This window comes from Variovorax paradoxus EPS (assembly GCF_000184745.1).
Lineage (GTDB): Bacteria > Pseudomonadota > Gammaproteobacteria > Burkholderiales > Burkholderiaceae_C > Variovorax > Variovorax paradoxus_C.
Genome location: NC_014931.1, coordinates 2,767,426 through 2,791,101, shown reverse-complemented (window position 1 = coordinate 2,791,101; position 23,676 = coordinate 2,767,426). Strand labels below are relative to the sequence as shown.

22 protein-coding genes are annotated in these 23,676 nt (G+C 67.1%); 8 read left to right on the top strand and 14 right to left on the bottom strand.

What is annotated here, in order from left to right; translation table 11 throughout:
• Positions 1-5 precede the first annotated feature (5 nt).
• Positions 6-704 carry a substrate-binding domain-containing protein gene (locus tag VARPA_RS12905; protein ID WP_013541007.1) on the top strand — a complete coding sequence of 233 codons (699 nt, stop codon included), beginning with the start codon at positions 6-8 and terminating at the stop codon, positions 702-704.
• Here the strand turns inward: VARPA_RS12905 and VARPA_RS12900 are convergent.
• Positions 695-1,099: a GFA family protein gene (locus tag VARPA_RS12900; RefSeq protein WP_013541006.1), complete on the bottom strand. Its 405-nt coding sequence runs from the start codon at positions 1,097-1,099 to the stop codon at positions 695-697. The two genes, VARPA_RS12905 and VARPA_RS12900, sit on opposite strands and share 10 nt — an antisense overlap.
• A gap of 89 nt (positions 1,100-1,188) precedes the next feature.
• Between VARPA_RS12900 and VARPA_RS12895 the strand changes: the two genes are divergently transcribed.
• The 3 genes from VARPA_RS12895 to VARPA_RS31975 all read left to right on the top strand — a co-directional run bounded on the left by VARPA_RS12895 (position 1,189) and on the right by VARPA_RS31975 (position 4,948).
• A complete protein-coding gene (locus VARPA_RS12895; RefSeq protein WP_144298968.1) occupies positions 1,189-2,223 on the top strand; it encodes a helix-turn-helix transcriptional regulator in 1,035 nt (344 codons plus the stop codon).
• A 90-nt stretch (positions 2,224-2,313) separates the two neighbouring features.
• The gene (locus tag VARPA_RS12890) at positions 2,314-3,003 is read left to right on the top strand and encodes a response regulator transcription factor (protein WP_013541004.1); all 690 of its coding nucleotides are present in this window, start codon (positions 2,314-2,316) and stop codon (positions 3,001-3,003) included.
• A gap of 1,030 nt (positions 3,004-4,033) precedes the next feature.
• Complete coding sequence (locus tag VARPA_RS31975; RefSeq protein ID WP_416367508.1) at positions 4,034-4,948, top strand: sensor histidine kinase; 915 nt, start codon at positions 4,034-4,036, stop codon at positions 4,946-4,948.
• A gap of 21 nt (positions 4,949-4,969) precedes the next feature.
• Here the strand turns inward: VARPA_RS31975 and VARPA_RS12880 are convergent, their stop codons facing one another.
• From VARPA_RS12880 to VARPA_RS12860, 5 genes are all read right to left on the bottom strand, one after another.
• A complete protein-coding gene (locus tag VARPA_RS12880) occupies positions 4,970-5,272 on the bottom strand; it encodes a hypothetical protein (protein WP_041942879.1) in 303 nt (100 codons plus the stop codon).
• Positions 5,273-5,395: 123 nt separating this feature from the next.
• Positions 5,396-6,877: a Do family serine endopeptidase gene (locus VARPA_RS12875; RefSeq protein WP_013541001.1), complete on the bottom strand. Its 1,482-nt coding sequence runs from the start codon at positions 6,875-6,877 to the stop codon at positions 5,396-5,398.
• Between the two features lie 75 nt (positions 6,878-6,952).
• Positions 6,953-8,302: an ATP-binding protein gene (locus VARPA_RS12870; RefSeq protein ID WP_013541000.1), complete on the bottom strand. Its 1,350-nt coding sequence runs from the start codon at positions 8,300-8,302 to the stop codon at positions 6,953-6,955.
• On the bottom strand, positions 8,299-8,958 hold the full coding sequence (locus VARPA_RS12865; protein ID WP_013540999.1) for a response regulator: 660 nt from the start codon (positions 8,956-8,958) through the stop codon (positions 8,299-8,301). Before VARPA_RS12865 ends, VARPA_RS12870 begins: the two co-directional genes overlap by 4 nt.
• Positions 8,959-9,015: 57 nt before the next feature.
• On the bottom strand, positions 9,016-9,786 hold the full coding sequence (locus VARPA_RS12860) for an IclR family transcriptional regulator domain-containing protein (protein ID WP_041942878.1): 771 nt from the start codon (positions 9,784-9,786) through the stop codon (positions 9,016-9,018).
• Positions 9,787-9,919: 133 nt separating this feature from the next.
• On the opposite strand from VARPA_RS12860, the gene pobA reads away from it, so the two are divergent.
• Positions 9,920-11,101, top strand: coding sequence for a 4-hydroxybenzoate 3-monooxygenase (pobA, locus tag VARPA_RS12855; protein ID WP_013540997.1), 1,182 nt, complete (start codon positions 9,920-9,922; stop codon positions 11,099-11,101).
• Positions 11,102-11,123: 22 nt separating this feature from the next.
• Here pobA and VARPA_RS12850 read toward each other — a convergent pair whose 3' ends face one another.
• The 4 genes from VARPA_RS12850 to VARPA_RS12835 are packed head-to-tail and all read right to left on the bottom strand — an operon-like array spanning position 11,124 to position 15,182.
• Positions 11,124-11,525, bottom strand: a complete 402-nt coding sequence (locus tag VARPA_RS12850) for an SRPBCC family protein (RefSeq protein ID WP_013540996.1) — start codon at positions 11,523-11,525, stop codon at positions 11,124-11,126.
• 28 nt (positions 11,526-11,553) lie between these two features.
• On the bottom strand, positions 11,554-11,922 hold the full coding sequence (locus VARPA_RS12845; RefSeq protein WP_013540995.1) for a VOC family protein: 369 nt from the start codon (positions 11,920-11,922) through the stop codon (positions 11,554-11,556).
• The gene (locus VARPA_RS12840; RefSeq protein ID WP_013540994.1) at positions 11,901-12,815 is read right to left on the bottom strand and encodes a helix-turn-helix domain-containing protein; all 915 of its coding nucleotides are present in this window, start codon (positions 12,813-12,815) and stop codon (positions 11,901-11,903) included. Before VARPA_RS12840 ends, VARPA_RS12845 begins: the two co-directional genes overlap by 22 nt.
• Before the next feature lie 36 nt (positions 12,816-12,851).
• The gene (locus tag VARPA_RS12835; RefSeq protein WP_013540993.1) at positions 12,852-15,182 is read right to left on the bottom strand and encodes a xanthine dehydrogenase family protein molybdopterin-binding subunit; all 2,331 of its coding nucleotides are present in this window, start codon (positions 15,180-15,182) and stop codon (positions 12,852-12,854) included.
• Between the two features lie 223 nt (positions 15,183-15,405).
• Here VARPA_RS12835 and aat point away from each other — a divergent pair, with 223 nt between their 5' ends.
• The 3 genes from aat to VARPA_RS12820 are packed head-to-tail and all read left to right on the top strand — an operon-like array spanning position 15,406 to position 17,768.
• A complete protein-coding gene (aat, locus tag VARPA_RS12830; protein ID WP_013540992.1) occupies positions 15,406-16,161 on the top strand; it encodes a leucyl/phenylalanyl-tRNA--protein transferase in 756 nt (251 codons plus the stop codon).
• Positions 16,158-16,907 carry an arginyltransferase gene (locus VARPA_RS12825; protein ID WP_013540991.1) on the top strand — a complete coding sequence of 250 codons (750 nt, stop codon included), beginning with the start codon at positions 16,158-16,160 and terminating at the stop codon, positions 16,905-16,907. Before aat ends, VARPA_RS12825 begins: the two co-directional genes overlap by 4 nt.
• A gap of 30 nt (positions 16,908-16,937) precedes the next feature.
• On the top strand, positions 16,938-17,768 hold the full coding sequence (locus VARPA_RS12820; RefSeq protein ID WP_013540990.1) for an IclR family transcriptional regulator: 831 nt from the start codon (positions 16,938-16,940) through the stop codon (positions 17,766-17,768).
• Between the two features lie 82 nt (positions 17,769-17,850).
• On the opposite strand, the gene VARPA_RS12815 is transcribed toward VARPA_RS12820, so the two are convergent.
• From VARPA_RS12815 to pssA, 4 genes are all read right to left on the bottom strand, one after another.
• Positions 17,851-19,035: a serine hydrolase gene (locus VARPA_RS12815; RefSeq protein WP_013540989.1), complete on the bottom strand. Its 1,185-nt coding sequence runs from the start codon at positions 19,033-19,035 to the stop codon at positions 17,851-17,853.
• A gap of 117 nt (positions 19,036-19,152) precedes the next feature.
• Positions 19,153-20,691, bottom strand: coding sequence for a 2-isopropylmalate synthase (locus VARPA_RS12810; RefSeq protein ID WP_013540988.1), 1,539 nt, complete (start codon positions 20,689-20,691; stop codon positions 19,153-19,155).
• Between the two features lie 123 nt (positions 20,692-20,814).
• Complete coding sequence (gene leuA / locus VARPA_RS12805) at positions 20,815-22,518, bottom strand: 2-isopropylmalate synthase (protein ID WP_013540987.1); 1,704 nt, start codon at positions 22,516-22,518, stop codon at positions 20,815-20,817.
• 185 nt (positions 22,519-22,703) lie between these two features.
• The gene (gene pssA, locus VARPA_RS12800) at positions 22,704-23,528 is read right to left on the bottom strand and encodes a CDP-diacylglycerol--serine O-phosphatidyltransferase (protein WP_013540986.1); all 825 of its coding nucleotides are present in this window, start codon (positions 23,526-23,528) and stop codon (positions 22,704-22,706) included.
• Positions 23,529-23,676: the final 148 nt, after the last annotated feature.

Sequence of the window (23,676 nt, the reverse complement as noted above, 5' to 3'; positions counted from 1 at the left end):
CACCCATGGCAACGTCCCTGCGAGGCATCTGCTCGATGGCGACCCGCGGGTTGCTTGACGAGCTCGCGGCGGCGTACGCGCAGCGCACCGGCGTGCCGGTCTCCTTCGAGGCAGTGGGCGGCATCGATGCCGCACGGCGCCTGGCCGATGGCGAATCGTTCGACATCGTGGCCCTGGCCTCGGACGCGATCGACAAGCTCATTGCATCGGGCAGGCTCGATGCGGCGGGCAAGGTCGACATCGTCCGCTCGGAGGTCGGCGTCGCGGTGCATGCGGATGCCGAGTTGCCCGACATCACCACGGAAGATGCCGTGCGCCACGCCGTTCAGTCCGCGGCCAACATCGCCTATTCGACGGGCCCGAGCGGCGTTGCGCTGCTCACTCTGTTCGAACGCTGGGGCATCGCCGACGAGATCCGCAACCGCCTCGTGCAGGCACCGCCGGGCGTGCCGGTCGGTGCGCTGGTCGCACGCGGCGAGGCTGCGCTCGGCTTCCAGCAGATGAGCGAACTGATCGGCCTCGAAGGCATCCGCTTGCTCGGTCCGCTGCCGCAGCCGATCCAGATCGTCACGACCTTCTCGGCCGCGCCGGGCATCGGCACCTCGCAGCCGGCCGCCGTGCGCGCCCTGCTCGACTTCATGGCCTCGGACGACAGCGCCGAAGCCAAGCGCCGCCACGGCATGGCGCCCGCCGCTCAGAGATAGCGCACCTCTGCCGGCACCTCGAACCAGTTGTTGTTGCGCCCGTCCATGTGGCGCACCGGCGCCGTCGAGAGTTCTTCCAGCGTCGCGTCGTCCAGGCAGGTCACGTTCACGCTCACGTAGGCGCCGCCGATCTCGGGCACGTTGCCGCGCCCGAACGACTTGATGCCGCAGGTCTTGCAGAACAGGTGCTCGGCGCTGTGCGAGGCGAACTGGTAGCTCGACAGGTCTTCTTCGCCCGCAAGCAGCGTGAACTCTTCGGGCTTGACGATGGCGCCCCAGCCGCGCGACTTCATGCAGATCGAGCAATTGCATTTGCCGGTGCCCGCGGCAAGGTCGATGAGGGCCTGGAAGCGGACCTTGCCGCAGTGGCAGCTGCCGTTGTATGTCTTCTTCATGGGCGGTTCCTTGAGTGGCGAAAGAGAAACCCGAGGTTATGACCCATTGCGGACAGATCCTGTCCTCGATCCGAGGCATCATGCGGCCCATGCTGTCTGCCTCCGCACGCCTCATCCGGCTCCTTTCCCTGTTCCAGGCCCAACGCGCATGGACCGGCGCCGGGCTGGCCGAACGCCTCGAAATCACCGAGCGCACGCTGCGCCGCGATGTCGACCGGCTGCGCACCTTGGGCTACACGGTCGACTCGACCTCGGGCGTGGCCGGCGGCTACCGGCTCGGCGCGGGCGCCGCCCTGCCCCCGCTGCTGCTCGAAGACGAAGAGGCCATCGCGGTGGCGCTGGGGCTCGGCAACCCGAGCGACGGCAAGGGCGACATCGAGAACGCCTCGATGCGCGCCCTCGCCAAGCTCGAGCAGTTGATGCCGCCGCGGCTGCGCAAGCGGCTCGACAGCGTGCGCGCGGCGGTGGTGCCGCTCGCGCGCGGCAAGTCGGAGGTGCGGCTGAAGGCGGTCACGCTGTTTGCCGAAGCCTGCACCGACCGGGCGGCGCTGCGCTTCGATTACCGGGACCATCACGCCAAGGCGACCGCGCGCACGGTGGAGCCACATCGGGTGGTGCAGTCGGGCCAGCGCTGGTACCTGCTGGCCTGGGACACGGCGCGCGAAGACTGGCGCACCTTCCGCCTCGACCGCATCGTGGCGCCCGTGCCGACCGGCGCGCGCTTCACGCCGCGCCGGCTGCCGCGTGGCGACGTGGCGGCGTACATGGCGCAGGCGCTGCGTGTCTCGCCCTACCTTCACCACGCGAGCGTCGTGGTGCATGCGCCGGCCAAGGCCTTGGAGGCGCACCTTGGCTGGGTCGGCGGGGTGCCCGAAGCGATCGACGACGGCACGACGCGGATCGCGACCGCGGCCAATTCGCTCGATGCGCTGGCCGTGTGGCTGGGTTGCCTCGGGCATGACTTCGAGGTGGAGTCGCCGCCGGCGCTGGCCGAGCACCTGGCGCTCGTCGCGGGGCGGCTCGGCAAGGCTGCGGCGCGCACCTCGTCCAGGCCGCCCACGCCGCCCAGGCCACGCGAGCCGCGCAAACCGCAAAAGCCCACCGCCCGCCTCCCTCATCTATAGGATGGGCAAGCGCCTCGCCTGTCCGTAGGCTGGCGACTGTCGCAACCCTCCCAGGAACCCGCCCATGCGCCTCGCCCGCGGCCCCATGCCATGACGACCACGCAGGTGGCGCTGGTCGAGGACGACACCGGCGTGCGCGAGCGCATCGCGCGCGTCATCGGTGCCGACCCTTCGCTCGCGCTGGCCTACAGCGCCTCGAACGCCGTGGACATGCTGCGCTGGCTGGGCGAGAACCCGGTGGAGGTGCTGCTGGTGGACCTGGGCCTGCCCGACCTGCCCGGCCTGCAGGTGATTCGCCGTTGCCGCAGCATGCAGCCGGCCTGCGCAGTAATGGTGCTGTCGATCTTCGGCGACGAGGCCAACATGGTGCTGGCCTTCGAGGCCGGCGCGAGCGGCTACCTGCTCAAGGACGGCACCGAAGCCGACCTCGCCACCCACATCCGCAACCTGCGCGCGGGCGGCTCGCCGATGTCGCCGGTGATCGCACGGCAGTTGCTGCGGCGCTGGCAAACCCGCGCCGACGCGTCGCAGCCCGCCCCGGCGAGCCCCGGCGCCAGTGCCGCCCGCTTCTCCACCGTGGCGCCCGAGCGCCTGTCGCCGCGCGAATCGGAGGTGCTCGGGCTGGTCTCTCGTGGTTTCACCTATGTCGAAGTCGGCGCGCAGATGGGAGTCTCGGCGTCGACGGTCCAATCCCATATCCGCAATATCTACGGCAAGCTGGATGTGCACAACAAATCGGAAGCTGTGTTCGAAGCCCGCAACCTGGGCTGGCTTCCCTGAGGCGATCCGGCAGGCTGGCCTGCGCTGGCCCGTGCTCGCCGCCGCAACGCTGTCGCTCCTGATCCTGGCCCCCGCGCTGCTCCTGCCGGCCTCCACCGGCCATGCGCGTTCGGTCGATGCCGCCGGCAGCCTGCCCGACGGCATGGACGTGCGCTCCGCCGAGGCCACGCTGGAGCCCGACGGCCTGCCGCCGCAGGTGCGCCGGGTGCAGTTGCCGTTTCGATGGGACCACGCGTTTCCCGGCCGCGGCGGCAAGGCGAGCTACCGCATCGAACTGCCGGCCGTGGCTGTGCCCGAGGGCGGGCCCGCGGCGCTGCTGCTCTCGGGCGTGGGCAACCAGGTGACGATCTCGCTGGACGGTGCGCTGCTGGCGAGCTTCGGCAGCCTCGGCAACCCCGGCTACGACGCGGCCAAGGGCTCGCAGTTGGTGCCGGTCGCGGCGGCCCTGCACCGCAGCGACCAACCGCAGCAACTGGTGATCCGGACCACGCTGCAGCGCCAGCGCGGCGGCGGGCTCGCGAGCATCCGCTACGGCGCCGAGGCGCCGCTGGCCGCGCTCTACCGCACGCAGCAGAACTGGCGCAACAACTCGGCCATCGTGTATTCGGTGAGCCTGCTGCTGATGGGCGGGTTGGCCGGAGGCCTGTGGCTGCGCCAGCGCGATGCGCTCTACGGCTGCTTCGCGCTGGCCGCGCTCTCGGGCGTCACGCGCAACCTCGACCGCGTCTGGCCCGAAGTGCCGGTGCCCTGGCCGCTCTGGGGCGCGCTGGTGGCTGTCTGCTATGCCTGCCACATCGGGCTCATTGCGCGCTTCGTGCTGCTGGTGCTGGACCGCAACCCGCCCTGGCTGGTGCGCTCGATCTACGGGGCGCTGGCGCTGTCGGTCACGCTGGCCTGCGCTTCCTTCGCGCTCGCCAGGCCCCTGCTGTGGACCACCGGCCTGGTGGTTCTCCAGGTGACCGGCATCGTCTGCCTGCCCTATGTGATTCACGGCGCGCTGGTGGCGCGGCGGCGCATCGCGGCCGTGCTGATGGCGGCGGGCATGCTGGCCATCCTGGCCGGCGCGCACGACCTGCTGCTGGTGCGCATGGGCCTCTTCGGCGGCGCCTACTACACGCGCACGCCGCATGCGATGTTCTTCTTCGTGGTGATCCTGGCCGGCCTCGTGGTCGAGCGCTACAGCCGCACCGTGGCCGACTACGGCGCGCTCAACGCCAGCCTTTCGGCGCGCGTGGCCGAGCGCGAGGAGCAACTGCGCGGCGCCTTCGAAACGGTGCGCCTGCAGCAGCAGGAACAGGCAGTGCTGGTGGAGCGGCAGCGGATCATGCGGGAGATCCACGACGGCGTCGGCTCGCAACTGGTGGGCCTGCTCAACGTGGTGACGCAGCCCGCGCCCGACCGGGCCGTGGTCGAGGAGCATGTGAAGCTCGCGCTCGACGAGATGCGCATGGCGGTCGATTCGCTTCAGCCCACGCAGGACGACCTCTCCACCGTGCTGGCGACGCTGCGCTACCGGCTGCAGCCGCGGCTGGACGCAGCCGGCATCGAACTGGTCTGGAACGTGGCGCTCATCCCCACCATCGAGCCTTTCGCGGCACAGGCCGCGCTGCAGCTGCAGCGCATCCTGCTGGAGGCCTTCACCAACGTGCTCAAGCATGCGGCCGCCACGCGCATCGTGATGCAGGTGAGCTGGCACGGGGACGAAGCGCCGCCGCTGGTGCGCATCGTGCTCACCGACAACGGGCGGGGCCTGTCCCGCATGACCGGCGGGACCGGAGAGACCAGTGAGCGCGTGGACGCGGCCGCAAGACCGGCGGGCCATGGGATCTCGAACATGCGCTCGCGCGCGCAGGCGATCGGCGCGCGGCTGGAAATCGAACCGGCGGACGACCAGGCCGGCGGCGGCACGCGCGTGCGGCTCGAATGGCCCTGCGTCATGCCCTGAAGCAGCCCCGCCGCCCCAGGCTCACCGCAGCGCGAAGGCCAGCGCAACAGCGCCCAGCGCCAGCAGCCCGAGGCCGGCGATGAACACCATCTCGCCCCAGGCCTCCAGCCGCGCGCCCGAGCGGCGCGAACGCATCGAGATGAAAGACAGCAACGCGCTGGCCAGGAAGACCAGCGCGTCGATGGCAAGAAGCCGGTCGATCAGCAACCGCATGTCGTCGCGCGGCCCGAGGTGGCCGATGGACATCACGGTCATGCACACGCCGATCATCGTGGCCGACGTGGGCAGGATGTGCGCGGAGAGGCCGCTGGCGGGGGAGGTCATGCGGGGGCTGTCGGTGTCGGGCTTCTCGGGGGACACCGAGGAACCGGCTTTGCCGGGCCTCTGGTGTCGCCCCGGTAGGGGGTTGGCGAAGCGACACGAAGTGCGCGCAGCCTGGGGGCGAGCCTATCCAATGCGCACCGGCACGAAAATCTTGTCTTCGCCGCGCTGGATCAACAGGGCCACCGACTTGTTGGTCGCCTTCGCCACCACCTCGCGCACCTGCTCCAGGCTCTGTGCCGGCGTGCCGTTGATGGCCAGCAGCACGTCGCCGGCCTGCACACCGGCCTGTGCCGAGGGGCCTGCCGCGTCTTCGATCAAGAGGCCGGTATCGACACCCGCTTCACGCTTCTCCTGCGGCTGCAGGGGGCGCAGCGCCAGGCCCAGCTTGCCCTGGCCCGCGCCGGTGTCGGCCTTCGCGACCTGGGTCGGCTTGTCGCCGGCATCGCCGAGCTTGGCCTGCAGTTCCTGCCGCTCGCCCTGGCGCCACACCTCGAGCGTGACCTTCTTGCCCGGCGCCTGCTGGCCGATCACCGCGGGCAGGTCGCCCGAAGAGACGATGGCCTGGCCGTCGACCTTGCGGATCACGTCGCCCGCCTTCAGGCCCGCCTTGTCGCCGGGACCGCCCTTCTCGATGTTCGAGACCAGCGCGCCTTCGGGCTTGTCGAGCTTGAAGGAATCGGCGAAGGCCTGGTTCACCTCCTGCACCGCGACACCGAGGCGTGCATGCGAGGCCTTGCCCGTCGCGACGATCTGGTCCTTCACCTGCACGGCGACGTCGATCGGGATCGCGAACGACACGCCCTGGTAGCCGCCGCTGCGGCTGTAGATCTGCGAGTTGATGCCGACCACCTCGCCGCGCGTGTTGAGCAGCGGCCCGCCGGAGTTGCCGGGGTTCACCGCCACGTCGGTCTGGATGAAGGGCACGTAGCTGTCGTCGGGCAGCGAGCGGCCCTTGGCGCTCACGACGCCGGCCGTCACCGTGTTCTCGAAGCCGAAGGGCGAGCCGATGGCCAGCACCCATTCGCCGACCTTCAGGTCCTTGGTGTTGCCCAGCGCGAGCACCGGCAGGTTCTTCGCGTCGATCTTGAGCACGGCGATGTCGGTCTTGGCATCGGCGCCGAGCACCTTGGCGCGGTACTCGCGGCGGTCGGTCAGCTTGACGGTAACCTCCTTCGCATCCTTCACCACGTGGGCGTTGGTGATGATGATGCCGCTCGGGTCGACGATGAAGCCCGAACCCTGCGCGCGCACCGGCACATCGCGCTGCTGTTGCTGCTGGCCGCGCGGGTTGATCTGACCCTGGAAGCGGCGGAAGAACTGGAACATCGGATCTTCGGGGTCGACGCCCTGGATCTCGGCGGCGGCTTCGTCGTCCGACGCCTTCATGGTGCCGGTCACACTGATGTTGACCACGGCGGGGCCGTCACGCGAAGTGATGGTCGAGAAGTCGGGCAGCGTGACCATCGCGGGGGTTGCGGCGACGGGGGTGGCGTTGGTCGGGGCGCTCACGGCGCTGGTGTAGGCGCCGGCACCGACGGCACCGATCACGCCGGCGCTTGCCAGGGCGATCACCAGGGCGCGGGGGGAAGTCAGGCGGGTGTTCATGGAGCGGTTCCTTTCAATTGCGTATGGACGCAAAACACGATGAAAGGAATGTCGTTGCGCTGACTTAAGCGCGCCTTAAACGGAATGCCCTCCCTTGCCAGAAGGAGCGAAGACCACGCGCACGCGCAGCCCGCCGAGGCTCGGGGATTTTTCGAGCGTCACCGTGGCGTTGTGAAGTTCCGCAATCGACTTGACGATGGACAGCCCCAGCCCGCTGCCCGGCGCCTGCGGTTCGCCCGAGCGGTAGAAGCGATCGAGCACGCGCTCGCGCTCTGCTTCGGGCAGACCCGGGCCGCTGTCGTCCACGCTGAGTTCGACCGCATCGCCGAGCTTCGCAATGCCGATGTCTACGCGCCCTTCTTCAGGCGTGTACTTGACGGCGTTGTCGAGCAGGTTGCGCAGCATCATGCGCAGCGCCTCGGGCTGGCCTTCGACGATCACCGCCGCATCGGCATGCGCGACGCCGATGTCGATGCGCCGCGCCTGCGCGCCCGCCACCGCGTCCGAAATCGCGAGGCGCGCCACTTCGCCCAGGTCGACCGGCTCCGGCTTCGCGCCGGCCGCCATGCTGGCCTCGTGCCGGGCCAGCGCGAGCATCTGCTCGACCAGCCGCGTCGAGCGATCGATGCCCGCGACCAGCCGGCTCACCGCGAGCTCGCGTGCCGCATCGTCGGGCGCGCGCTGCAGGCCCTGCACCTGCAGCTTCAACGCGGCAAGCGGCGAGCGCAGCTCGTGCGCGGCATCGGCGACGAAGTGTTTTTGCGCATCGAAGGCGTGGCGCACGCGGCCGAAGAGCAGGTTCAATTCCTGAACCAGCGGGCGCACCTCCTCGGGCAGCCCGTCTTCGCTCACCGGCGACAGATCATCGGCCTGCCGCGAGGCCACCTGCGTTCTCACACGGGCTACCGGTGCGAGCGACCGGCTCACGACCCACCACACGACCAGCATGAGCAGCGGCGCCATGAGCGCGACCGGCGCGATGGTGCGCAGCGCCAGCGTGCCGGCCATGCTGCGCCGCGCCGCCATGTCCTGCGCCACTTGGATCACGAGGCCGCGCGTCTGCATCGAGAACACGCGGTAGGTGGTGCCGCGCGCACGCACGTCGGCAAAGCCCAGCACCGCGAGCTGCGGCAGCGCCGCCTGGTCCGCGGATTCGAAGACGCGCACGCCGTCGGCGGTCCACACCTGCACCACGAACTCGAAGTTCTGCTCGCCGCCGCCGATGCCGCCGACCGCCGCACTCGGTGGCAGGCCCGAGCGCAGCGACATCGCCATCTGCTGCATGTGGTAGTCGAAGATATCGTCGGCCTCGTGCAGCACCGTGCGGTAGGCAACGAGGGCCTGCGCCCCCGCGGCCAGCACGATGGCCGCGAGCAGGAACCACAGGAGGCGCGCGCGCAGCGATCCGGTCAGGCTACGGGTCATACCTTCGGCACCATGTAGCCGACGCCTCGCACGTTGCGGATGAACTCGGCGCCGAGCTTCTTGCGCAGACCGTGCACGTAGACCTCGACCGCGTTGCTGCTGATCTCGTCCTTCCAGCTGTAGAGCTTTTCCTCGAGTTGGGCGCGCGAGAGCACCATGCCCGGACGCGCCAGGAGCGGCTCGATCACCGCCCATTCGCGCGCCGACAGCACCACCGGCTGACCGGCCACCGTGACCTCGCGCGTGGCGGGGTTGATGCTCACGCCCATGTGCTCGTACACCGGCTCGGCACGCCCCGCAGCGCGGCGCAGCAAGGCGCGGATGCGGGCCAGCAGCTCGTCGAGGTCATAGGGCTTGAGCACGTAGTCGTCGGCGCCGGCATCGAGCCCTTCGATGCGCTGCTGCACCGAGTCGCGCGCGGTGGCGATCAGCACCGGCATGCGCTGCTTGCGGGCGCGCAGGCTTCGCAGCACCTCCAGGCCGTCACGGCGCGGCACACCCAGGTCGAGCAGCACCAGGTCGTACTGCTGGGTGCGCAAGGCCGACTCTGCGGCCTCGCCGTCTTTCACCCAGTCCACCGCGTATTGCTCGGCGCGCAGCAGGTCGAGCACGGCCTCGCCGATCATCACGTCGTCTTCGAGAAGCAGGAGTCGCATGGTTGTTTTCCGTTCTACGTCTGCGGATTCGAGGCGGAGGCTGCGGCGAAGTTCAGTTCAGAGCAAAGACCTGACCTCGCGGGCCGCCTCGAACAGCAGCGGCAGCATCTCGCGCTGCAAGGCTTCTTCCTGGTAGCGCGTGCCCGACAGCACCACATTGAGCGCGGCCACCGTGTGGCCCTGCATGTCGCGCAGCGGCACCGCGAGCGCCTGCACGCCGAGCTCGTGCTCCTCGCTGGCAAAACAATAGTCGTCCTTGCGCGTGCGGGCAATCAGCGTGCGCAGGCCCCGTGCCTGCGTGACCGTTTGCGGCGTCAGCCGCGCGAGGTGCCGGCCCTTGAGCCATTGCGTGAGCTGGGCAGCGGGCATGGCGGCTAGCAGCACGCGCCCCGTTGACGTTGCATGCGCCGGCAGCCGCGCGCCAAGGTGCAGGCCGTAGGCCAGCACGCGCGTCGGCGTGCCGTAGCTGCCGCTGCGCGCGACGATGACCACCTCTTCGCCATCGAGCACCACGGCGGAGAACGATTCGCCGGTCTGCGCCGCGAGGCGGTTGAGCGTAGGCTGCAGCGCGCGCGGCAGGCGCGACGAGGCGAGGTAGCTGCCCGAGAAGCGCAGCACCTTGGGCGCCATCCAGAAATAGCTGCCGTCGGTCTCCAGGTAGCCGAGGTGGGCCAGCGTGAGCAGGTGGCGCCGGGCGGCGGCGCGCGTGAGGCCAGCGCGTTCCGCGGCCAGCGTGGCATTGAGGCGCTGGCGCTCGGTATCGAAGCTTTCGAGCACCGCCATTCCCTTGGCAATGCCCTCGATGAAATCGGCCTTGGCGATGGTCATTCGGGGTCTCAACTTGAAGTGTTGCGCGATCATCGCGCACGCGTTCGCATGATCGCACAGAGCCTCCAAATGCCGTGAACCAAGTGGCCGGCCGCGCCCTACGCTCGGCGAAACACCTCCCGGAGACACGAACATGCGCACCCAGGTCGCGATCATCGGCGCGGGCCCCGCCGGCCTTCTGCTCGGTCAACTGCTTTTCAAGGCAGGCATCGACAACGTCATTGTCGAACGCCAGAGCGGCGACTACGTGCTCGGCCGCATCCGCGCCGGCGTGCTCGAACAGGTGACGATGGATCTGCTGGCACGCGCCGGCGTCGATGCACGCGCCCGCGCCGAAGGGCTGCCGCACGAAGGCATCGAGCTGCTGTTCAAGGGCGCGCGGCACCGCATCGACATGCACGGCCTCACCGGCGGCAAGCAGGTCACGGTGTACGGCCAGACCGAAGTGACGCGCGACCTGATGGAAGCGCGCACCGCCGAAGGCCTCACGACCATCTACAGCGCAGCGAACGTGAGCCTGCACGACTTCGATTCGGCCAAGCCGCGCGTGCGCTACGAGAAAGACGGCCAGACGCACGAGATCGAATGCGACTTCATCGCCGGCTGCGACGGCTACCACGGCGTGAGCCGCGCGAGCGTGCCGGCCGATGCGATCCAGACCTACGAGAAGGTCTACCCCTTCGGCTGGCTCGGCGTCCTGGCCGATGTGCCGCCGGTGTCGCACGAACTCATCTACGCGAACACCGAGCGCGGCTTCGCGCTGTGCAGCATGCGCAGCGCCACGCGCTCGCGCTACTACGTGCAGGTGCCGACCGAAGAGCGTGTCGAGAACTGGAGCGACGAAGCCTTCTGGAACGAGCTGCGCGCGCGGCTCGACCCAGAGGCCCGCGAGCGGCTGGTCACTGGCCCATCGCTGGAGAAAAGCATCGCGCCGCTGCGCAGCTTCGTCGCCGAGCCGATGCGCTTCGGCTCGCTCTTTCTCGCAGGCGATGCGGCGCACATCGTGCCGCCGACCGGTGCGAAGGGGCTGAACCTCGCGACGGCCGACGTGGGTTATCTCTCGCGTGCGTTCGAGATCTTCTACGGCGAGAAGTCGGCCTCGGCGCTCGATCGCTATTCGGACCTGTGCCTGCGCCGCGTCTGGAAGGCTGAGCGCTTCTCGTGGTGGTTCACCTCGCTGATGCACCGCTTTCCCGAGACGGGCACCTTCGGCCAGAAGATCCAGGAAGCCGAGCTCGACTACCTCGTGCATTCGCACGCGGCCTCCACTGCGCTGGCGGAAAACTACGTGGGGTTGCCGCTCGAGGATTTCTGAGCGGCCTTCTTCGACGCTTCGATCAACGGCTCGACGCCAGCGTCTTCTTCATCGCCTCGCCGCCCTTCTCCATCATCGGCTCGACGTAGGCGGCGAATTCATCGGGCAGCACGTCGGTGATCCACACGAAGCGCGAGCGCCCTTCGCCATCGGCGAACACCTGCGCGGATGCATGGTGGTGGCTCGCCTTGCCATCGGTGATGGTGTAGGCGAGCCGGCGATTCGCCTCGTCGATGCCCACCAGCAGTTCGCGCGCGACGAGGCCGTTGGCAAAGCTCACGATGCGCGCGCCTTGCCCGTCCAGCTTGCAGTCCGTAAGGAAGCCAGGCGCGAGGCGCGTGTGCACCGCGCCGAAGTCGCGCAGCGCCTCCCACACCTGCGCCGCATCGGCCTCGACGGTGAATTCCTTGTAGATCGTGGCCATGGTGCTTTTCTCCTTTCCTTTTCGCGCTTCAGGGGCAGACCGCCTCGACGTTGTTGCCGTCGGGATCGATGAGAAAGGCCGCGTAATAGGTCGGGCTGTAGTCGGCGCGCGGACCGGCGCCACCGTTGTCGGTGCCGCCGGCCTTCAGGCCCGCCTTGTGGAAGGCCGCGACGGCCTTGTGATCGGGTGCGCGGAACGCGAGGTGCGTGCCCAGTCCATTCGCGCTTTTGGCGCCCTTGGCCGCATAGAGCCAGAGCGCGGGTGCATCGGCCGGGCCGATGCTCGCATAGCTGTCGTCGTGGGGGCCCGGCACATGGCCGAGCGGTTCGAGTGCGGCTTCATAGAAGCGCCGGCTCGCGGCCAGGTCTTTGACTTTCAGTCCGATGTGGTCGTACATGGCGATGACTTCCTGCTTGATGAATGAACCAGGCGGTCATCATTGAGCAGGGCCGTCATGCGGTCTTGGAGAATCTTGCGGTCGCCCTTGGCGGCCTGGCGAAAGCCACGCGGGGACACGCCAGCCGCACGGTGGAAGGTGCGCGTGAAGTTGCTCAGGTCGGCAAAGCCCACGTCGAAAGCCACATCGGTCACCGGCCGGTCGTCGTCCGCCAGCAGGCGTGCCGCGTGGCGCAGGCGCGAGCGAACCAGGTACTGGTGCGGCGTGACGCCGAGCACCTGCGAGAACAGGCGCAGGAAATGGAAGGAGCTCAGGCCCGCTTCGGAGGCCGCGCCTTCGAGGCCGATGTCGTCGTGCGAATTCGCATCGATCCAGATCGCGGCATCGACCGCGCGGCGCCTGTCGCGTGGCGCAGCCGACTGCGGCGACGGCGGCTTGCCGCGGCCACCCACCACTTCGACGAAGCGGCTCGCGAACCACATGCCCAGTTCATCGAGCCCGATGTCGCTCTCGCCCTCGGCCGCGACCTGCGCAAGTTCGCCGAGCACCATGAGTTCGGGCAATGGCGGAAGCCCCGCGGTGCGCCAAGTCTGCTTGCCGCCGCCGATCAGGTCGACGAAGCCGGGCGACAAGTGAAACGCCAGGCACTCGTCGCCGCAGATGTGGTGGTCATGGGTGCAGACGTACTCGTCGCCCGGGCAACCCACCAGCACCGAGCCGGCCACCAGTTCATACGCATTGCCGCGCGTGCGGTAACCGAAACTGCCCTTGCGCACGTACGAGACCGAATAGTCCTCGTGCATCTCGGTGAACGACGGGGCGCCGGGCCCCGCGTCGCAGCGGTAGCTGGAGACGCGGATCGGGTCGGTCTGCAGTTCGGTGGTGATGAGCATGCGAGATGTGCCCTTCGAACACCTGTTGGCGGATGTTCAGTCCACTGTGTGCATCGCCGCCCATACCCGCGAGGGGGACAGCGGCATATGCAGGCGCGGCGCAGTCGCAGCAAGGCCGTTGCGCGCGAAGGCATCGGCCACCGCATTCACGATGGCCGGCGTGGCGCCGATGGTGCCCAGCTCGCCCACGCCCTTCACGCCCAGCGGGTTGTTGGTACAGGGCGTCGATTCGTCCATCTCCATGTGGAACATGGTGTCGACGATGTCGGCGCGCGGCGCGACGTAGTCCATCAGGCTGCCGGTCACGGGCTGGCCGGTTTCCTGGTCGTACACCACCTGCTCGTACAGCGCCTGCCCAATGCCCTGCACCGCGCCGCCTTCGAGCTGGCCGCGCACGATCATCGGATTGATCACGCGACCCACGTCGTTGACCGAGCTGTAGGCCACCACGCTGATTTCGCCGGTGGGCGGATCGAGTTCGATCTCGCAGATGTGGCAGCCGTTGGGCCAGGTCGGGCCGGCGACGGTGCTGGTGGAATCCACGAAGATCTCGCGCTCGGGCTGCTTGCCCGCGAGCGTGAAGAGGTCGAGTTCCAGGTCAGTGCCGGCCACCGAGAAGCTGCCGCGGCTGTAGATGATGTCGTCGATGGCGGCTTCGAATTCCTGCGCCGCAAGTTCGCGGGCCTTGTCGATGGTGCGCTCCGCGCCGATGCGAACGGCCGAGCCACCGGTGAAGAGCGAGCGCGAACCGGCGCTGCCGAAGCCGTCGCCGCGGTCGGTGTCGCCGAGCACCACGCGCACCTTCTCGATGGGCACGCCGAAGGCATCGACCGCGAGCTGCGCGAGCGAGGTGGCAATGCCCTGCCCCATGGCGTTGACGGCGGAGAACACCTCGATCACGCCATCGGCCTGCACCGAGACGGTGACGCGTTCCTCGAACACGTTGCCGCCGGTCCATTCGAGGAAGGTGGCGATGCCCAGGCCGCGGTGCTTGCCGTTCTTCGCGGACTCAGCGGCGCGCGCCTCGAAGCCCTGCCAGTCGGCCAGCGTGAGCGCCTGGTCCATCACGGACTCGAAGTTGCCGGTGTCGTAGACCTGCGCCATCGGGTTCTTGTAGGGCATCTGGTCGGGCTGGATGAAGTTCATCCGGCGCAGGATGATGCGGTCGATGCCGGTCTGGCGCGCCGCCTCGTCCATCAGGCGCTCGATGGTGAAGATGGCTTCGGGCCGGCCCGCGCCGCGGTAGGCGCCGGTGGGCGCGGTGTTGGTGAGCACCGCCTTGAAATGGAAGTCGATGGTCTGGATGTCGTAGACGCTGGTCTGCACCCAGGGGCCGATGAGGAGCTGGATCGCGACGCCCGTGCCGGTGGCGTAGGCGCCCACGTTGGCCAGCGTCTTGATGCGCAGCGCGAGGATCTTTCCTTCGGCATCGAGCGCGAGCTCGGCCCGCGCCTCGATGTCGCGGCCGTGCGCGCTGGAGAGGAATTCTTCGCTGCGGTCGGCCACCCATTTCACGGGGCGCTTGACTTGCAGCGCGGCGAACGCGACCGCGATGTCTTCGGGATAGGCGCCGGTCTTCATGCCGAAACCGCCACCCACATCGCCCACCACCACGCGCACTTTTTCCTTGGCAAGGCCAATGGCGGCGCACACGGAATCGCGCACGCCCGAGGGCATCTGCGTGCTCATGCGGATCGTGAGGCGATCGGTCTTGGCGTCGTGCACGGCAAGCACCGAGCGCGGCTCGATGGTGAGCGCCACCACGCGCTGGTTGATGACATCGAGCGCGACCACGTGGCTGGCCTTGGCGAAAGCGGCGGTCGCGGCCTCGCTGTTGCCGTGCCGCATTTCGGCGGCGATGTTGCCGGTGGCCTCTTCGCACAACTGCGGCGCACCGTCGGCGGTGGCGCTGGCGAGATCGACCACCATCGGCAGGTCTTCGTAATCGACCATCACGGCCTCGGCGGCATCGCGCGCCTGCTGGACAGTCTCGGCAATCACTGCGGCCACCGCCTCGCCCACGAAGCGCGTGCGCTCGTTCGCCATGGCGTAACGCGGCGGGCTGGCGCTGTCGCTGCCGTCCGCGCGCTTGAACCCCGCGGCACCCGGCATCGGCTTGACCCCCGCGGCTGCCAGCTCGGCCCCGGTGATGACGCGCAACACGCCGGGCATGGCGGCGGCCGTGCTCGTGTCGATCGAAACGATGCGTGCGTGCGGATAGGGAGAGCGAAGGAAAACGAGATGCGCCTGGTCGGGAAGCGTGACGTCGTCGGTGTAGCGTCCGGCGCCTGCCAGCAGGCTTTCGTCCTCGAGGCGGCGCACCGCCTGGCCGCTGCCAAAGCGGGTGGGGTTGAGTTCAGTGGTCAACGTGGTCCTCTTGTGCTGATTCCCGGTGGGCAACGCTGGCCCGCTGGATCCGCTTTTTGGGGGCAAATGGGAAGCAGCACTATATGGGCTTCGGGGGTTCTTGTCCGCTGCGACGGCATGCCTGTGGCGCGCGGACCGCAATCGTTTGCGACACCCGGCAGCCGGGGCGCCATTTTCCCTCATCCCACAGGGGATGCCGGCGAAGCCGTGTATACCTACGGCCATGCGACAACTGCCCTGGCTCGAACCCGGTGACACCCTGCCCGACCCGGCATCGGCATGGGGGGTGGCCGACCCTGTTCCGGGCCTTCTGGCGGCGGGCGGCGCACTCGATGTCGATACGCTCGTGCAGGCCTACAGCCATTGCGTCTTCCCCTGGTTCAGCGACGACCAGCCGATCCTGTGGTGGAGCCCCGACCCGCGCATGGTGCTGCAGGTGGCCGATTTCAAACTGCACCGGTCGCTTCGCAAGACCCTGCTCCGATTCGCGGAAACGCCCGGCTGCGAGGTGCGCATCGACCACGATTTCGCGGCGGTCATCAAGGCCTGTTCGCTCTCGCCGCGCGTCGGCCAGTCGGGAACGTGGATCGTGCCGGACATGGTGGAGGCCTATACGCAATTGCACGCGGCCGGCCATGCGCACAGCGTCGAAACCTGGATCGACGGCGAGCTCGCGGGCGGCCTCTACTGCGTGGCGCTCGGCCGCGCGGTGTTCGGCGAGTCGATGTTCACCCGCCGGCCGGACGCCTCGAAGATCGCGCTGGCCGCGCTGGTGAGCCTGTGCCGGCCTGCCGGCGTTCAGATGATCGACTGCCAGCAGAACACCGCCCACCTCGCAAGCCTGGGCGCCCGCGAGATGCCGCGCCATCGCTTCGTCGCCCACGTGGCCAAGGCCCGGGAACAGGAGGGGCCACGGTGGCAATTCGAGCCCGTATACTGGGCCGAACTCCTTTCCGCGCGACCTCTTTCACCGACGTGACGCACCTCAAGGATCTCCCGCTTCACACGCTGCAGTTCTACGCGACGGCGCCCTATCCCTGCAGCTATCTGCCGGACCGGCAGGCCCGCTCGCAGGTGGCCACGCCCAGCCACCTGATCCACAACGACGCTTATTCCGACCTCGTGCTCAGCGGGTTCCGGCGCAGCGGCATGTTCACCTATCGGCCCTACTGCGATGGCTGCCGCGCCTGCATTCCGCTGCGCGTGCTGGCCAACAGCTTCAGGCCGACGCGCAGCCAGCGCCGCGCCGCCAAGCAGCATTCGGACCTGCAGGCCCGCGTGCTCAAGCTGTGCTTCGTGCCCGAGCACTACCAGCTCTACCTGCGCTACCAGAACGGCCGTCACGCGGGCGGCGGCATGGACCACGACAGCATCGACCAGTACACCCAGTTTCTGCTGCAGAGCCGGGTCAATTCGCGGCTGGTCGAGTTTCGCGAGTCGCTGCCCGACGGCAGCGCGGGCGCGCTCAAGATGGTGTCGATCCTCGATGTGCTGAACGACGGGATCTCGGCGGTCTATACGTTCTATGAGCCGGATACGAGTGCTGGTTATGGGACCTACAGCGTGCTGTGGCAGATCGAGCAGGCGCGCAAGCTGGGCCTGCCGCACGTCTACCTCGGCTACTGGATCGAACGCAGCCCCAAGATGCACTACAAGGCGCGTTTTTCCCCGCACGAAGTGTTGGTGGATGGACACTGGCAGCCATCCGGCGATTTCACAAGATAAAATGGCGCTCGGTCATCACCGCACAGCGCCATGAGAAAAAACCAATCCGACGTTCCTGCAGTTCCCGTGATCCAGGTGATCGAGCGCATGTTTTCGCTCATCGACGTCCTGGCATCCCGCGAGGAGGCCATCTCCCTGAAGGAAATCAGCGAGAAGACCGGGCTCCACCCTTCGACCACGCACCGCATCCTGAACGATCTGGCCGTCGGCCGCTTCGTCGATCGGCCCGAGGCGGGCAGCTACCGGTTGGGCATGCGCCTGCTGGAACTGGGCAATCTGGTGAAAGGCCGGCTCAATGTGCGCGATGCCGCACTGGGCCCGATGCGCGAACTGCACAAGCTCACGCAGCAGCCGGTGAACCTCAGCATGCGCCAGGGCGACGAGATCGTCTACATCGAGCGCTCCTACAGCGAACGCTCGGGCATGCAGGTGGTGCGGGCGATCGGTGGGCGCGCGGCGTTGCACCTCACCTCGACAGGCAAGCTCTTCCTGGCGGCCGACGATCCGGCACGGGTGCGCAGCTACGCCACCCGCACCGGACTGGCCGGCCACACCCGCAACAGCATCACGCAATTGCCTGCGCTGGAGCGTGAGCTGTCGAAGGCGCGCCAATACGGCATTGCCCGCGACAACGAAGAATTGGAGCTCGGCGTGCGCTGCATGGCCGCCGGCATCTACGACGACCAGGGCAAGCTGGTGGCGGGCCTCTCGATCTCCGCGCCTGCCGACCGGCTGGACGAAGGCTGGCTGCCCAAGCTGCAGGCAACGGCCAATGAAATCTCGGGCGCGCTGGGATTCAAGGATGGCGTGGCTGCGGCAACGCCTGCCCCGACAACCAGCACGCCTTCAGCGAGCGCCTGAGCCCCTTAGTGGAGCTCCAAAAGACAAAGCGGGCCTTGGCCCGCTTTCTTTTTTGCGACCGCTATTGCGGCCCTGCTGCGATTCAGCCTGCGACTTGGTAGCTCACGCTGCGCGAAGCGGCGGGCGAACCCGGCACCGCATGCGTCGCCTCGACCCAACGGCGAACGCGCTCGGCATCGGCGATACGGCTGAACTTGCCAGCCGAATCCAGGAACACCATGATCAGCTTGCGGCCGGCCACCTTGGCCTGCATCACGAGGCACTGACCAGCTTCGTTGATGAAGCCGGTCTTCTGCACGCCGATTTCCCAATCGGGACTCTTCACGAGGCGATTGGTAGTGTTGAACTGCAGCACGCGGTTGCCGACCTCGACCTGGTATTCAGGCGACGTGGAAAGCGAGCGCACCGTGGCATCCGCGTAAGCGGCGTTGACCAGCAGCGCCAGATCTTGCGCGCTCGACTGGTTGCGGCTCGACAGGCCCGTGGGCTCCACGTAGCGCGTGTCCTTCATGCCGAGCATCTTGGCCTTGGCATTCATGATGCTCACGAACGTGGAGAGGCCGCCCGGGTAGGTGCGGCCCAGCGCGTGCGCCGCACGGTTTTCACTCGACATTAGGGCCAGGTGCAGCAGCTCGCCGCGCGACAACATCGTGCCGACGGTCAGGCGCGAACGGCTGCCCTTTTCGGTATCGACGTCGTCCTGGGTGATCGTGATCAGCTCGTCATTCGGCAGACGGGCTTCGCTGATGAGCAAGCCGGTCATCAGCTTGGTCAGCGAGGCAATCGGCAGCACGGCATGGTCGTTCTTGCTGAACAGCACTTCGTGCGTGTCCTGGTCGATCACAAGGGCAACGCTCGACTTCAGGTCGAGTGCGTCGTCTGTGCCGTGCAGGCCGGCCATCTGGCCGAAGGACTGACGCGCCGGCGTTTCGACGCGCACCACGGAGCGGCGCTGGACGGCCACCACGGTCTTGCCATTCTTCTTGCGAATGGTGGCCACCACATTGCGGCCACCGCGAACGACCTTTTCAGCCTTTTCGCTTCGCTTGGCGACCTTCTTGCCGGAAGACGCATTGCGCTTGACTTCGACCGGCACCGGCCCCTTCGCCTTCTTGGCGACGGAGGTCTTGGCGGCTGTGGCCTTTTCTTTCTTCGCGGCTTGGGCGCCAGGCAGCAAAAACGCCGTGGCGCAGAGCGCGACGGCGATGAATTTGAATGCGGGCAAGAACCGCTGGCTGGAAACTCGGCGGAGACGGGCTTCAGGCATTAATAAATCTCCAGCGGCGACAAACGAGGACCGCAGTGTATCGAATTCAAAAAAGACACGCAATATCAGTTACTTGCATCCTCTTCTTCATTCGAATACCAAGGAACGCCTGAAAACCTAACCTTGCGCTGCAACTCTCTCAGCTTGACTCTGTAACTTATTGAGCGCACTCAAATAAGCCTTTGCCGAAGCAACCACGATGTCTGGGTCTGCACCCACACCGTTGACCACCCGCCCTGCGTTTTGTAACCGAACTGTAACTTCACCTTGACTCTCTGTCGAGCCACTGATCGCATTCACTGAGTAAAGAACCATCTCGGCGCCGCTCTTCACGTGGGACTCGATGGCCTTCAGGGAAGCATCAACCGGGCCATTGCCGTCGGATTCTCCGGTCACTTCCTTGCCCTGGACGGTAAAGACGACTTTCGCCTGGGGGCGCTCGCCGGTTTCGCTGTGCTGGGCGAGAGAGACAAAAGCAAACTGTTCGTCAACGTTCGACAACTCTTCCGCGCTGACGAGTGCAAGGATGTCTTCGTCAAAAATTTCGGACTTGCGATCGGCCAGCTCCTTGAACCGGAGGAAGGCGGCGTTGATGTCAGCCTCGCCGGCCATCGTCACGCCCAGTTCCTGCAGGCGCTGCTTGAACGCGTTGCGGCCGCTGAGCTTGCCCAGCACGATCTTGTTGGCGGCCCAGCCCACGTCTTCGGCACGCATGATCTCGTAGGTGTCGCGCGCCTTGAGCACGCCGTCCTGGTGAATGCCCGAGGCGTGCGCGAAGGCGTTGGCGCCCACGACAGCCTTGTTGGGCTGCACAACGAAGCCAGTCGTCTGGCTCACCATGCGGCTCGCGGCCACGATGTGCTGGGTGTCGATGTTGAGGTCGAGCCCGAAGTAGTCGCGGCGCGTCTTCACCGCCATCACGACTTCTTCGAGCGAGCAGTTGCCCGCACGCTCGCCCAGGCCGTTGATGGTGCACTCCACCTGGCGCGCGCCGCCGATCTTCACGCCGGCCAGCGAATTCGCCACCGCCATGCCCAGGTCGTTATGGCAATGCACCGACCAGATCGCCTTGTCGCTGTTGGGAACGCGCTCGCGCAGCATCTTGATGAAGTTGCCATAGAGCTCAGGAATGGCGTAGCCGACGGTGTCGGGCACGTTGATGGTGGTGGCGCCTTCGTTGATCACGGTTTCGAGGACGCGGCACAGGAAGTCCGGGTCGCTGCGGTAGCCGTCTTCGGGGCTGAACTCCACGTCGCTCACGAGGTTGCGCGCAAAACGTACGGCGAGCTTCGCCTGCTCGTGCACCTCGTCGGGCGACATGCGCAGCTTCTTTTCCATGTGCAGCGGCGAAGTTGCGATAAAGGTGTGGATGCGCCCGCGCGCTGCGCCCTTGAGGGCTTCTGCCGCACGCGAGATGTCGCGGTCGTTGGCGCGGGACAACCCACACACCGTCGAATCCTTGATCGCATTGGCAATCGCCTTGACCGCTTCGAAGTCGCCGTTCGAACTGGCCGGGAAACCGGCCTCGATGACATCGACCTTCAGCCGCTCGAGCTGCTTGGCGATACGCATCTTCTCGTCGCGCGTCATGGAGGCGCCGGGCGATTGCTCGCCGTCGCGCAAGGTGGTGTCGAAAATAATGAGTTGGTCGGCCATCGTGAATCTCCTTGGTTTTTATCAGCCGCCGATCAGGCCGACGCCGGGCCGCTCCCAAGGCGGCCTGCGGCCCCCTCGGGGGGCAGCGACGACACGCAGTGCGGGAGCGTGGGGGTCATGCCTTCAGGCGACTTCAACCTCCGATTGTGCGCTGTGCGCGCCCCGGCTCCGCGCACGTTGCACGCCCGAGACGATGGCCTTCAGCGACGCCGTGATCACGTTGGCGTCGATGCCCACGCCGAACAGCGTCTGGCTTTCGTCCACGCGCAGTTCGAGGTACGCCACCGACTTCGCATCGGCGCCGGCTCCGATCGCGTGCTGGTGGTAGTCCATCACGCGCACGGTGTGCCCGGTGGCCTTGCTCAGCGCTTGCGTGAAGGCGTCGATCGGGCCGTTGCCGCGGCCTTCGATGGCGCGGGTTTCACCATCCCATGGCAGGTCGCCGCGCAGGATGACGGAGGCGTTGGCGCCCTCGCCTTCTTCCTCGATCACGCGGTGCTGCAACGATTGCGCGGTCTCGATGCCGTACTCGCTCACGAAGAGCTGCCAGAGGTCGGCGGCAGTGAGCTCCTTGCCGGCCACGTCCATCACGCGCTGCACGCTCTGCATGAATTCCATCTGCAGGCGGCGCGGCATCTCGAGGCCGTACTCGCTCTCGAGCAGGTAGGCCATGCCGCCCTTGCCCGACTGGCTGTTCACGCGGATCACCGCCTCGTAGCTGCGGCCCACGTCCTTCGGATCGATGGGGAGGTAGGGCATGTCCCAGATGTCGCCTTCCTTGCGCGCGGCGAAGGCCTTCTTGATCGCGTCCTGGTGCGAGCCCGAGAACGAGGTATAGACGAGATCGCCGACATAAGGATGGCGCGGGTGCACCGGAATCTGGTTGCAGTGCTCGACCGTCGCGCGGATTTCGTCGATGTTCGAGAAGTCCAGTTCGGGTGAGACGCCCTGCGTGTAGAGGTTGAGCGCAACGTTCACCAGGTCGAGATTGCCGGTGCGCTCGCCGTTGCCGAAGAGGCAGCCTTCGATGCGCTCGGCGCCCGCCATCAAGGCCAGCTCACCGGCGGCGGTGCCGGTGCCGCGATCGTTGTGCGGGTGCACGCACAGCACGATCGAGTCGCGGCGTGCGAGGTTGCGGTGCATCCACTCGATCATGTCCGCGAAGATGTTGGGCGTCGAATGCTCGACCGTCGTGGGCAGGTTGACGATGCACTTGCGTTCGGGCGTCGGCGCCCAGACTTCGGTGACCGCATCGACTACGCGCTTGGAAAACACGACGTCGGTGCCAGAGAACATTTCGGGCGAGTACTGGAAGGTCCACTTCGTCGCCGGCTGCTTCGCGGCGAAGTCGTTGAACATGCGTGCGTGGCTGCTGGCGAGTTCGACGATCTGGTCTTCGTCCATGCCGAGCACCACGCGGCGCATCACCGGGGCCACCGCGTTGTAGAGATGCACGATGGCGCGCGGGGCGCCTTGCAGCGATTCGAAGGTGCGGGCGATGAGGTGGTCGCGGGCTTGCGTCAGCACCTGGATCGTCACGTCGTCGGGGATACGGTCTTCCTCGATGAGCTTGCGCACGAAGTCGAATTCAACTTGGGACGCGGAAGGAAAGCCGACTTCGATTTCCTTGAAGCCAATCGCCACGAGGGTCTCGAACATGCGCATCTTGCGGGCGATGTCCATGGGCTCGACCAAGGCCTGGTTGCCATCGCGCAGGTCGGTCGACAGCCAGATCGGGGCCTTGGTCAGCACGGCATCGGGCCAGGTGCGGTCCTTGAGGCCGATCGGGGCGAATGCGCGGTATTTGGCTTGAGGTTGCTTGAGCATGTCGATTTCTCTGTGATGGTTGGTAATCAACCAGCAACCCCAAAAACAAACGGCCCGTTGCTGGTGCGAACGGGCCGTGGTGAGGGATTTGCGCGTGCGCTACCGTCTCCGCCCGTGAGGGAGGGCTAGTAGGGCCAGCAGCGAAATCTTGGTCATGAGGGTTGCGAATGTAGCACAAGCGACCTTCAGTTATGCAAACCCCGCTCGTCGGGTTCTTCGGTCGAAGTGCTGATCACGCTGACCGGCTGACCCTTGGCCTTGCGCCACGCATAGACAACATAGCCGCTCAAACCGTAGGCCACGAACAGGCCGAACAGAACCGTCGGCGGATGAATGTTGATGACCGCGATGCCAAGCGCAATGAGCACGATCACGACGAAGGGCACGCTCTTCTTCATCTGCACGTCCTTGAAGCTGTAGAACGGCGCGTTCGTCACCATCGAGAGGCCCGCATAGAGCGTGAACGCGAAGGTGACCCAGGTGATCTGCGTCCACGAGAGGTACAGCACCTCGCCGCCGCGCTTGCCCCATTCGTTCACGAGCCAGATGAAGCCTGCCACGAGCGCCGCCGCCGCGGGCGATGGCAGCCCCTGGAACCAGCGCTTGTCGACCACGCCGGTGTTCACGTTGAAGCGCGCGAGCCGCAGAGCCGCGCAGGCGCAGTACACGAACGCCGCGATCCAGCCCCAGCGCCCCAGACCCTTGAGCGACCATTCGTAGGCGATAAGCGCCGGCGCTGCGCCGAACGACACCATGTCGGACAACGAATCCATCTGCTCGCCGAACGCGCTTTGCGTGTTCGTCATGCGCGCAACGCGCCCGTCCAGGCTGTCGAGGATCATCGCGGCGAACACGCCGAGTGCCGCGAGGTCGAAGCGCGCGTTCATGGCCATCACGACCGAGTAGAAGCCGCCGAACAACGCCGCCAGCGTGAACAGGTTCGGCAGGATGTAGATGCCCTTGCGACGCTTGCGCGGCTGCACATCGTCGGGGAGCGTGTCGTCATGCATTGAAATTGCCTCCGTCCCTCATGGGCACTGCGCGAGCAGCTATCCATTCGATAGCATTTTGATCTGTGAGTCGCATGGTTCGCAGTGTAGTTCAGGGGGCGCTGCGCCCCCGACAAACAAAAGGGCCACCGCGAGGGGTGGCCCTAGG

Coding starts and splice junctions, on each gene's coding strand:
- VARPA_RS12820 (WP_013540990.1), top strand. CDS start 16,938: ATGAGAAAAAACCAATCCGACGTTCCTGCAGTTCCCGTGATCCAGGTG.
- VARPA_RS12850 (WP_013540996.1), bottom strand. CDS start 11,525: ATGGCCACGATCTACAAGGAATTCACCGTCGAGGCCGATGCGGCGCAG.
- VARPA_RS12845 (WP_013540995.1), bottom strand. CDS start 11,922: ATGTACGACCACATCGGACTGAAAGTCAAAGACCTGGCCGCGAGCCGG.
- VARPA_RS12810 (WP_013540988.1), bottom strand. CDS start 20,691: ATGGCCGACCAACTCATTATTTTCGACACCACCTTGCGCGACGGCGAG.
- leuA (WP_013540987.1), bottom strand. CDS start 22,518: ATGCTCAAGCAACCTCAAGCCAAATACCGCGCATTCGCCCCGATCGGC.
- VARPA_RS12860 (WP_041942878.1), bottom strand. CDS start 9,786: ATGACCATCGCCAAGGCCGATTTCATCGAGGGCATTGCCAAGGGAATG.
- VARPA_RS12880 (WP_041942879.1), bottom strand. CDS start 5,272: ATGACCTCCCCCGCCAGCGGCCTCTCCGCGCACATCCTGCCCACGTCG.
- VARPA_RS12870 (WP_013541000.1), bottom strand. CDS start 8,302: ATGACCCGTAGCCTGACCGGATCGCTGCGCGCGCGCCTCCTGTGGTTC.
- VARPA_RS12895 (WP_144298968.1), top strand. CDS start 1,189: ATGCTGTCTGCCTCCGCACGCCTCATCCGGCTCCTTTCCCTGTTCCAG.
- pobA (WP_013540997.1), top strand. CDS start 9,920: ATGCGCACCCAGGTCGCGATCATCGGCGCGGGCCCCGCCGGCCTTCTG.
- pssA (WP_013540986.1), bottom strand. CDS start 23,528: ATGCATGACGACACGCTCCCCGACGATGTGCAGCCGCGCAAGCGTCGC.
- VARPA_RS12840 (WP_013540994.1), bottom strand. CDS start 12,815: ATGCTCATCACCACCGAACTGCAGACCGACCCGATCCGCGTCTCCAGC.
- VARPA_RS12875 (WP_013541001.1), bottom strand. CDS start 6,877: ATGAACACCCGCCTGACTTCCCCCCGCGCCCTGGTGATCGCCCTGGCA.
- VARPA_RS12890 (WP_013541004.1), top strand. CDS start 2,314: ATGACGACCACGCAGGTGGCGCTGGTCGAGGACGACACCGGCGTGCGC.
- VARPA_RS12900 (WP_013541006.1), bottom strand. CDS start 1,099: ATGAAGAAGACATACAACGGCAGCTGCCACTGCGGCAAGGTCCGCTTC.
- VARPA_RS12815 (WP_013540989.1), bottom strand. CDS start 19,035: ATGCCTGAAGCCCGTCTCCGCCGAGTTTCCAGCCAGCGGTTCTTGCCC.
- VARPA_RS31975 (WP_416367508.1), top strand. CDS start 4,034: ATGGCGGCGGGCATGCTGGCCATCCTGGCCGGCGCGCACGACCTGCTG.
- VARPA_RS12865 (WP_013540999.1), bottom strand. CDS start 8,958: ATGCGACTCCTGCTTCTCGAAGACGACGTGATGATCGGCGAGGCCGTG.
- VARPA_RS12905 (WP_013541007.1), top strand. CDS start 6: ATGGCAACGTCCCTGCGAGGCATCTGCTCGATGGCGACCCGCGGGTTG.
- aat (WP_013540992.1), top strand. CDS start 15,406: ATGCGACAACTGCCCTGGCTCGAACCCGGTGACACCCTGCCCGACCCG.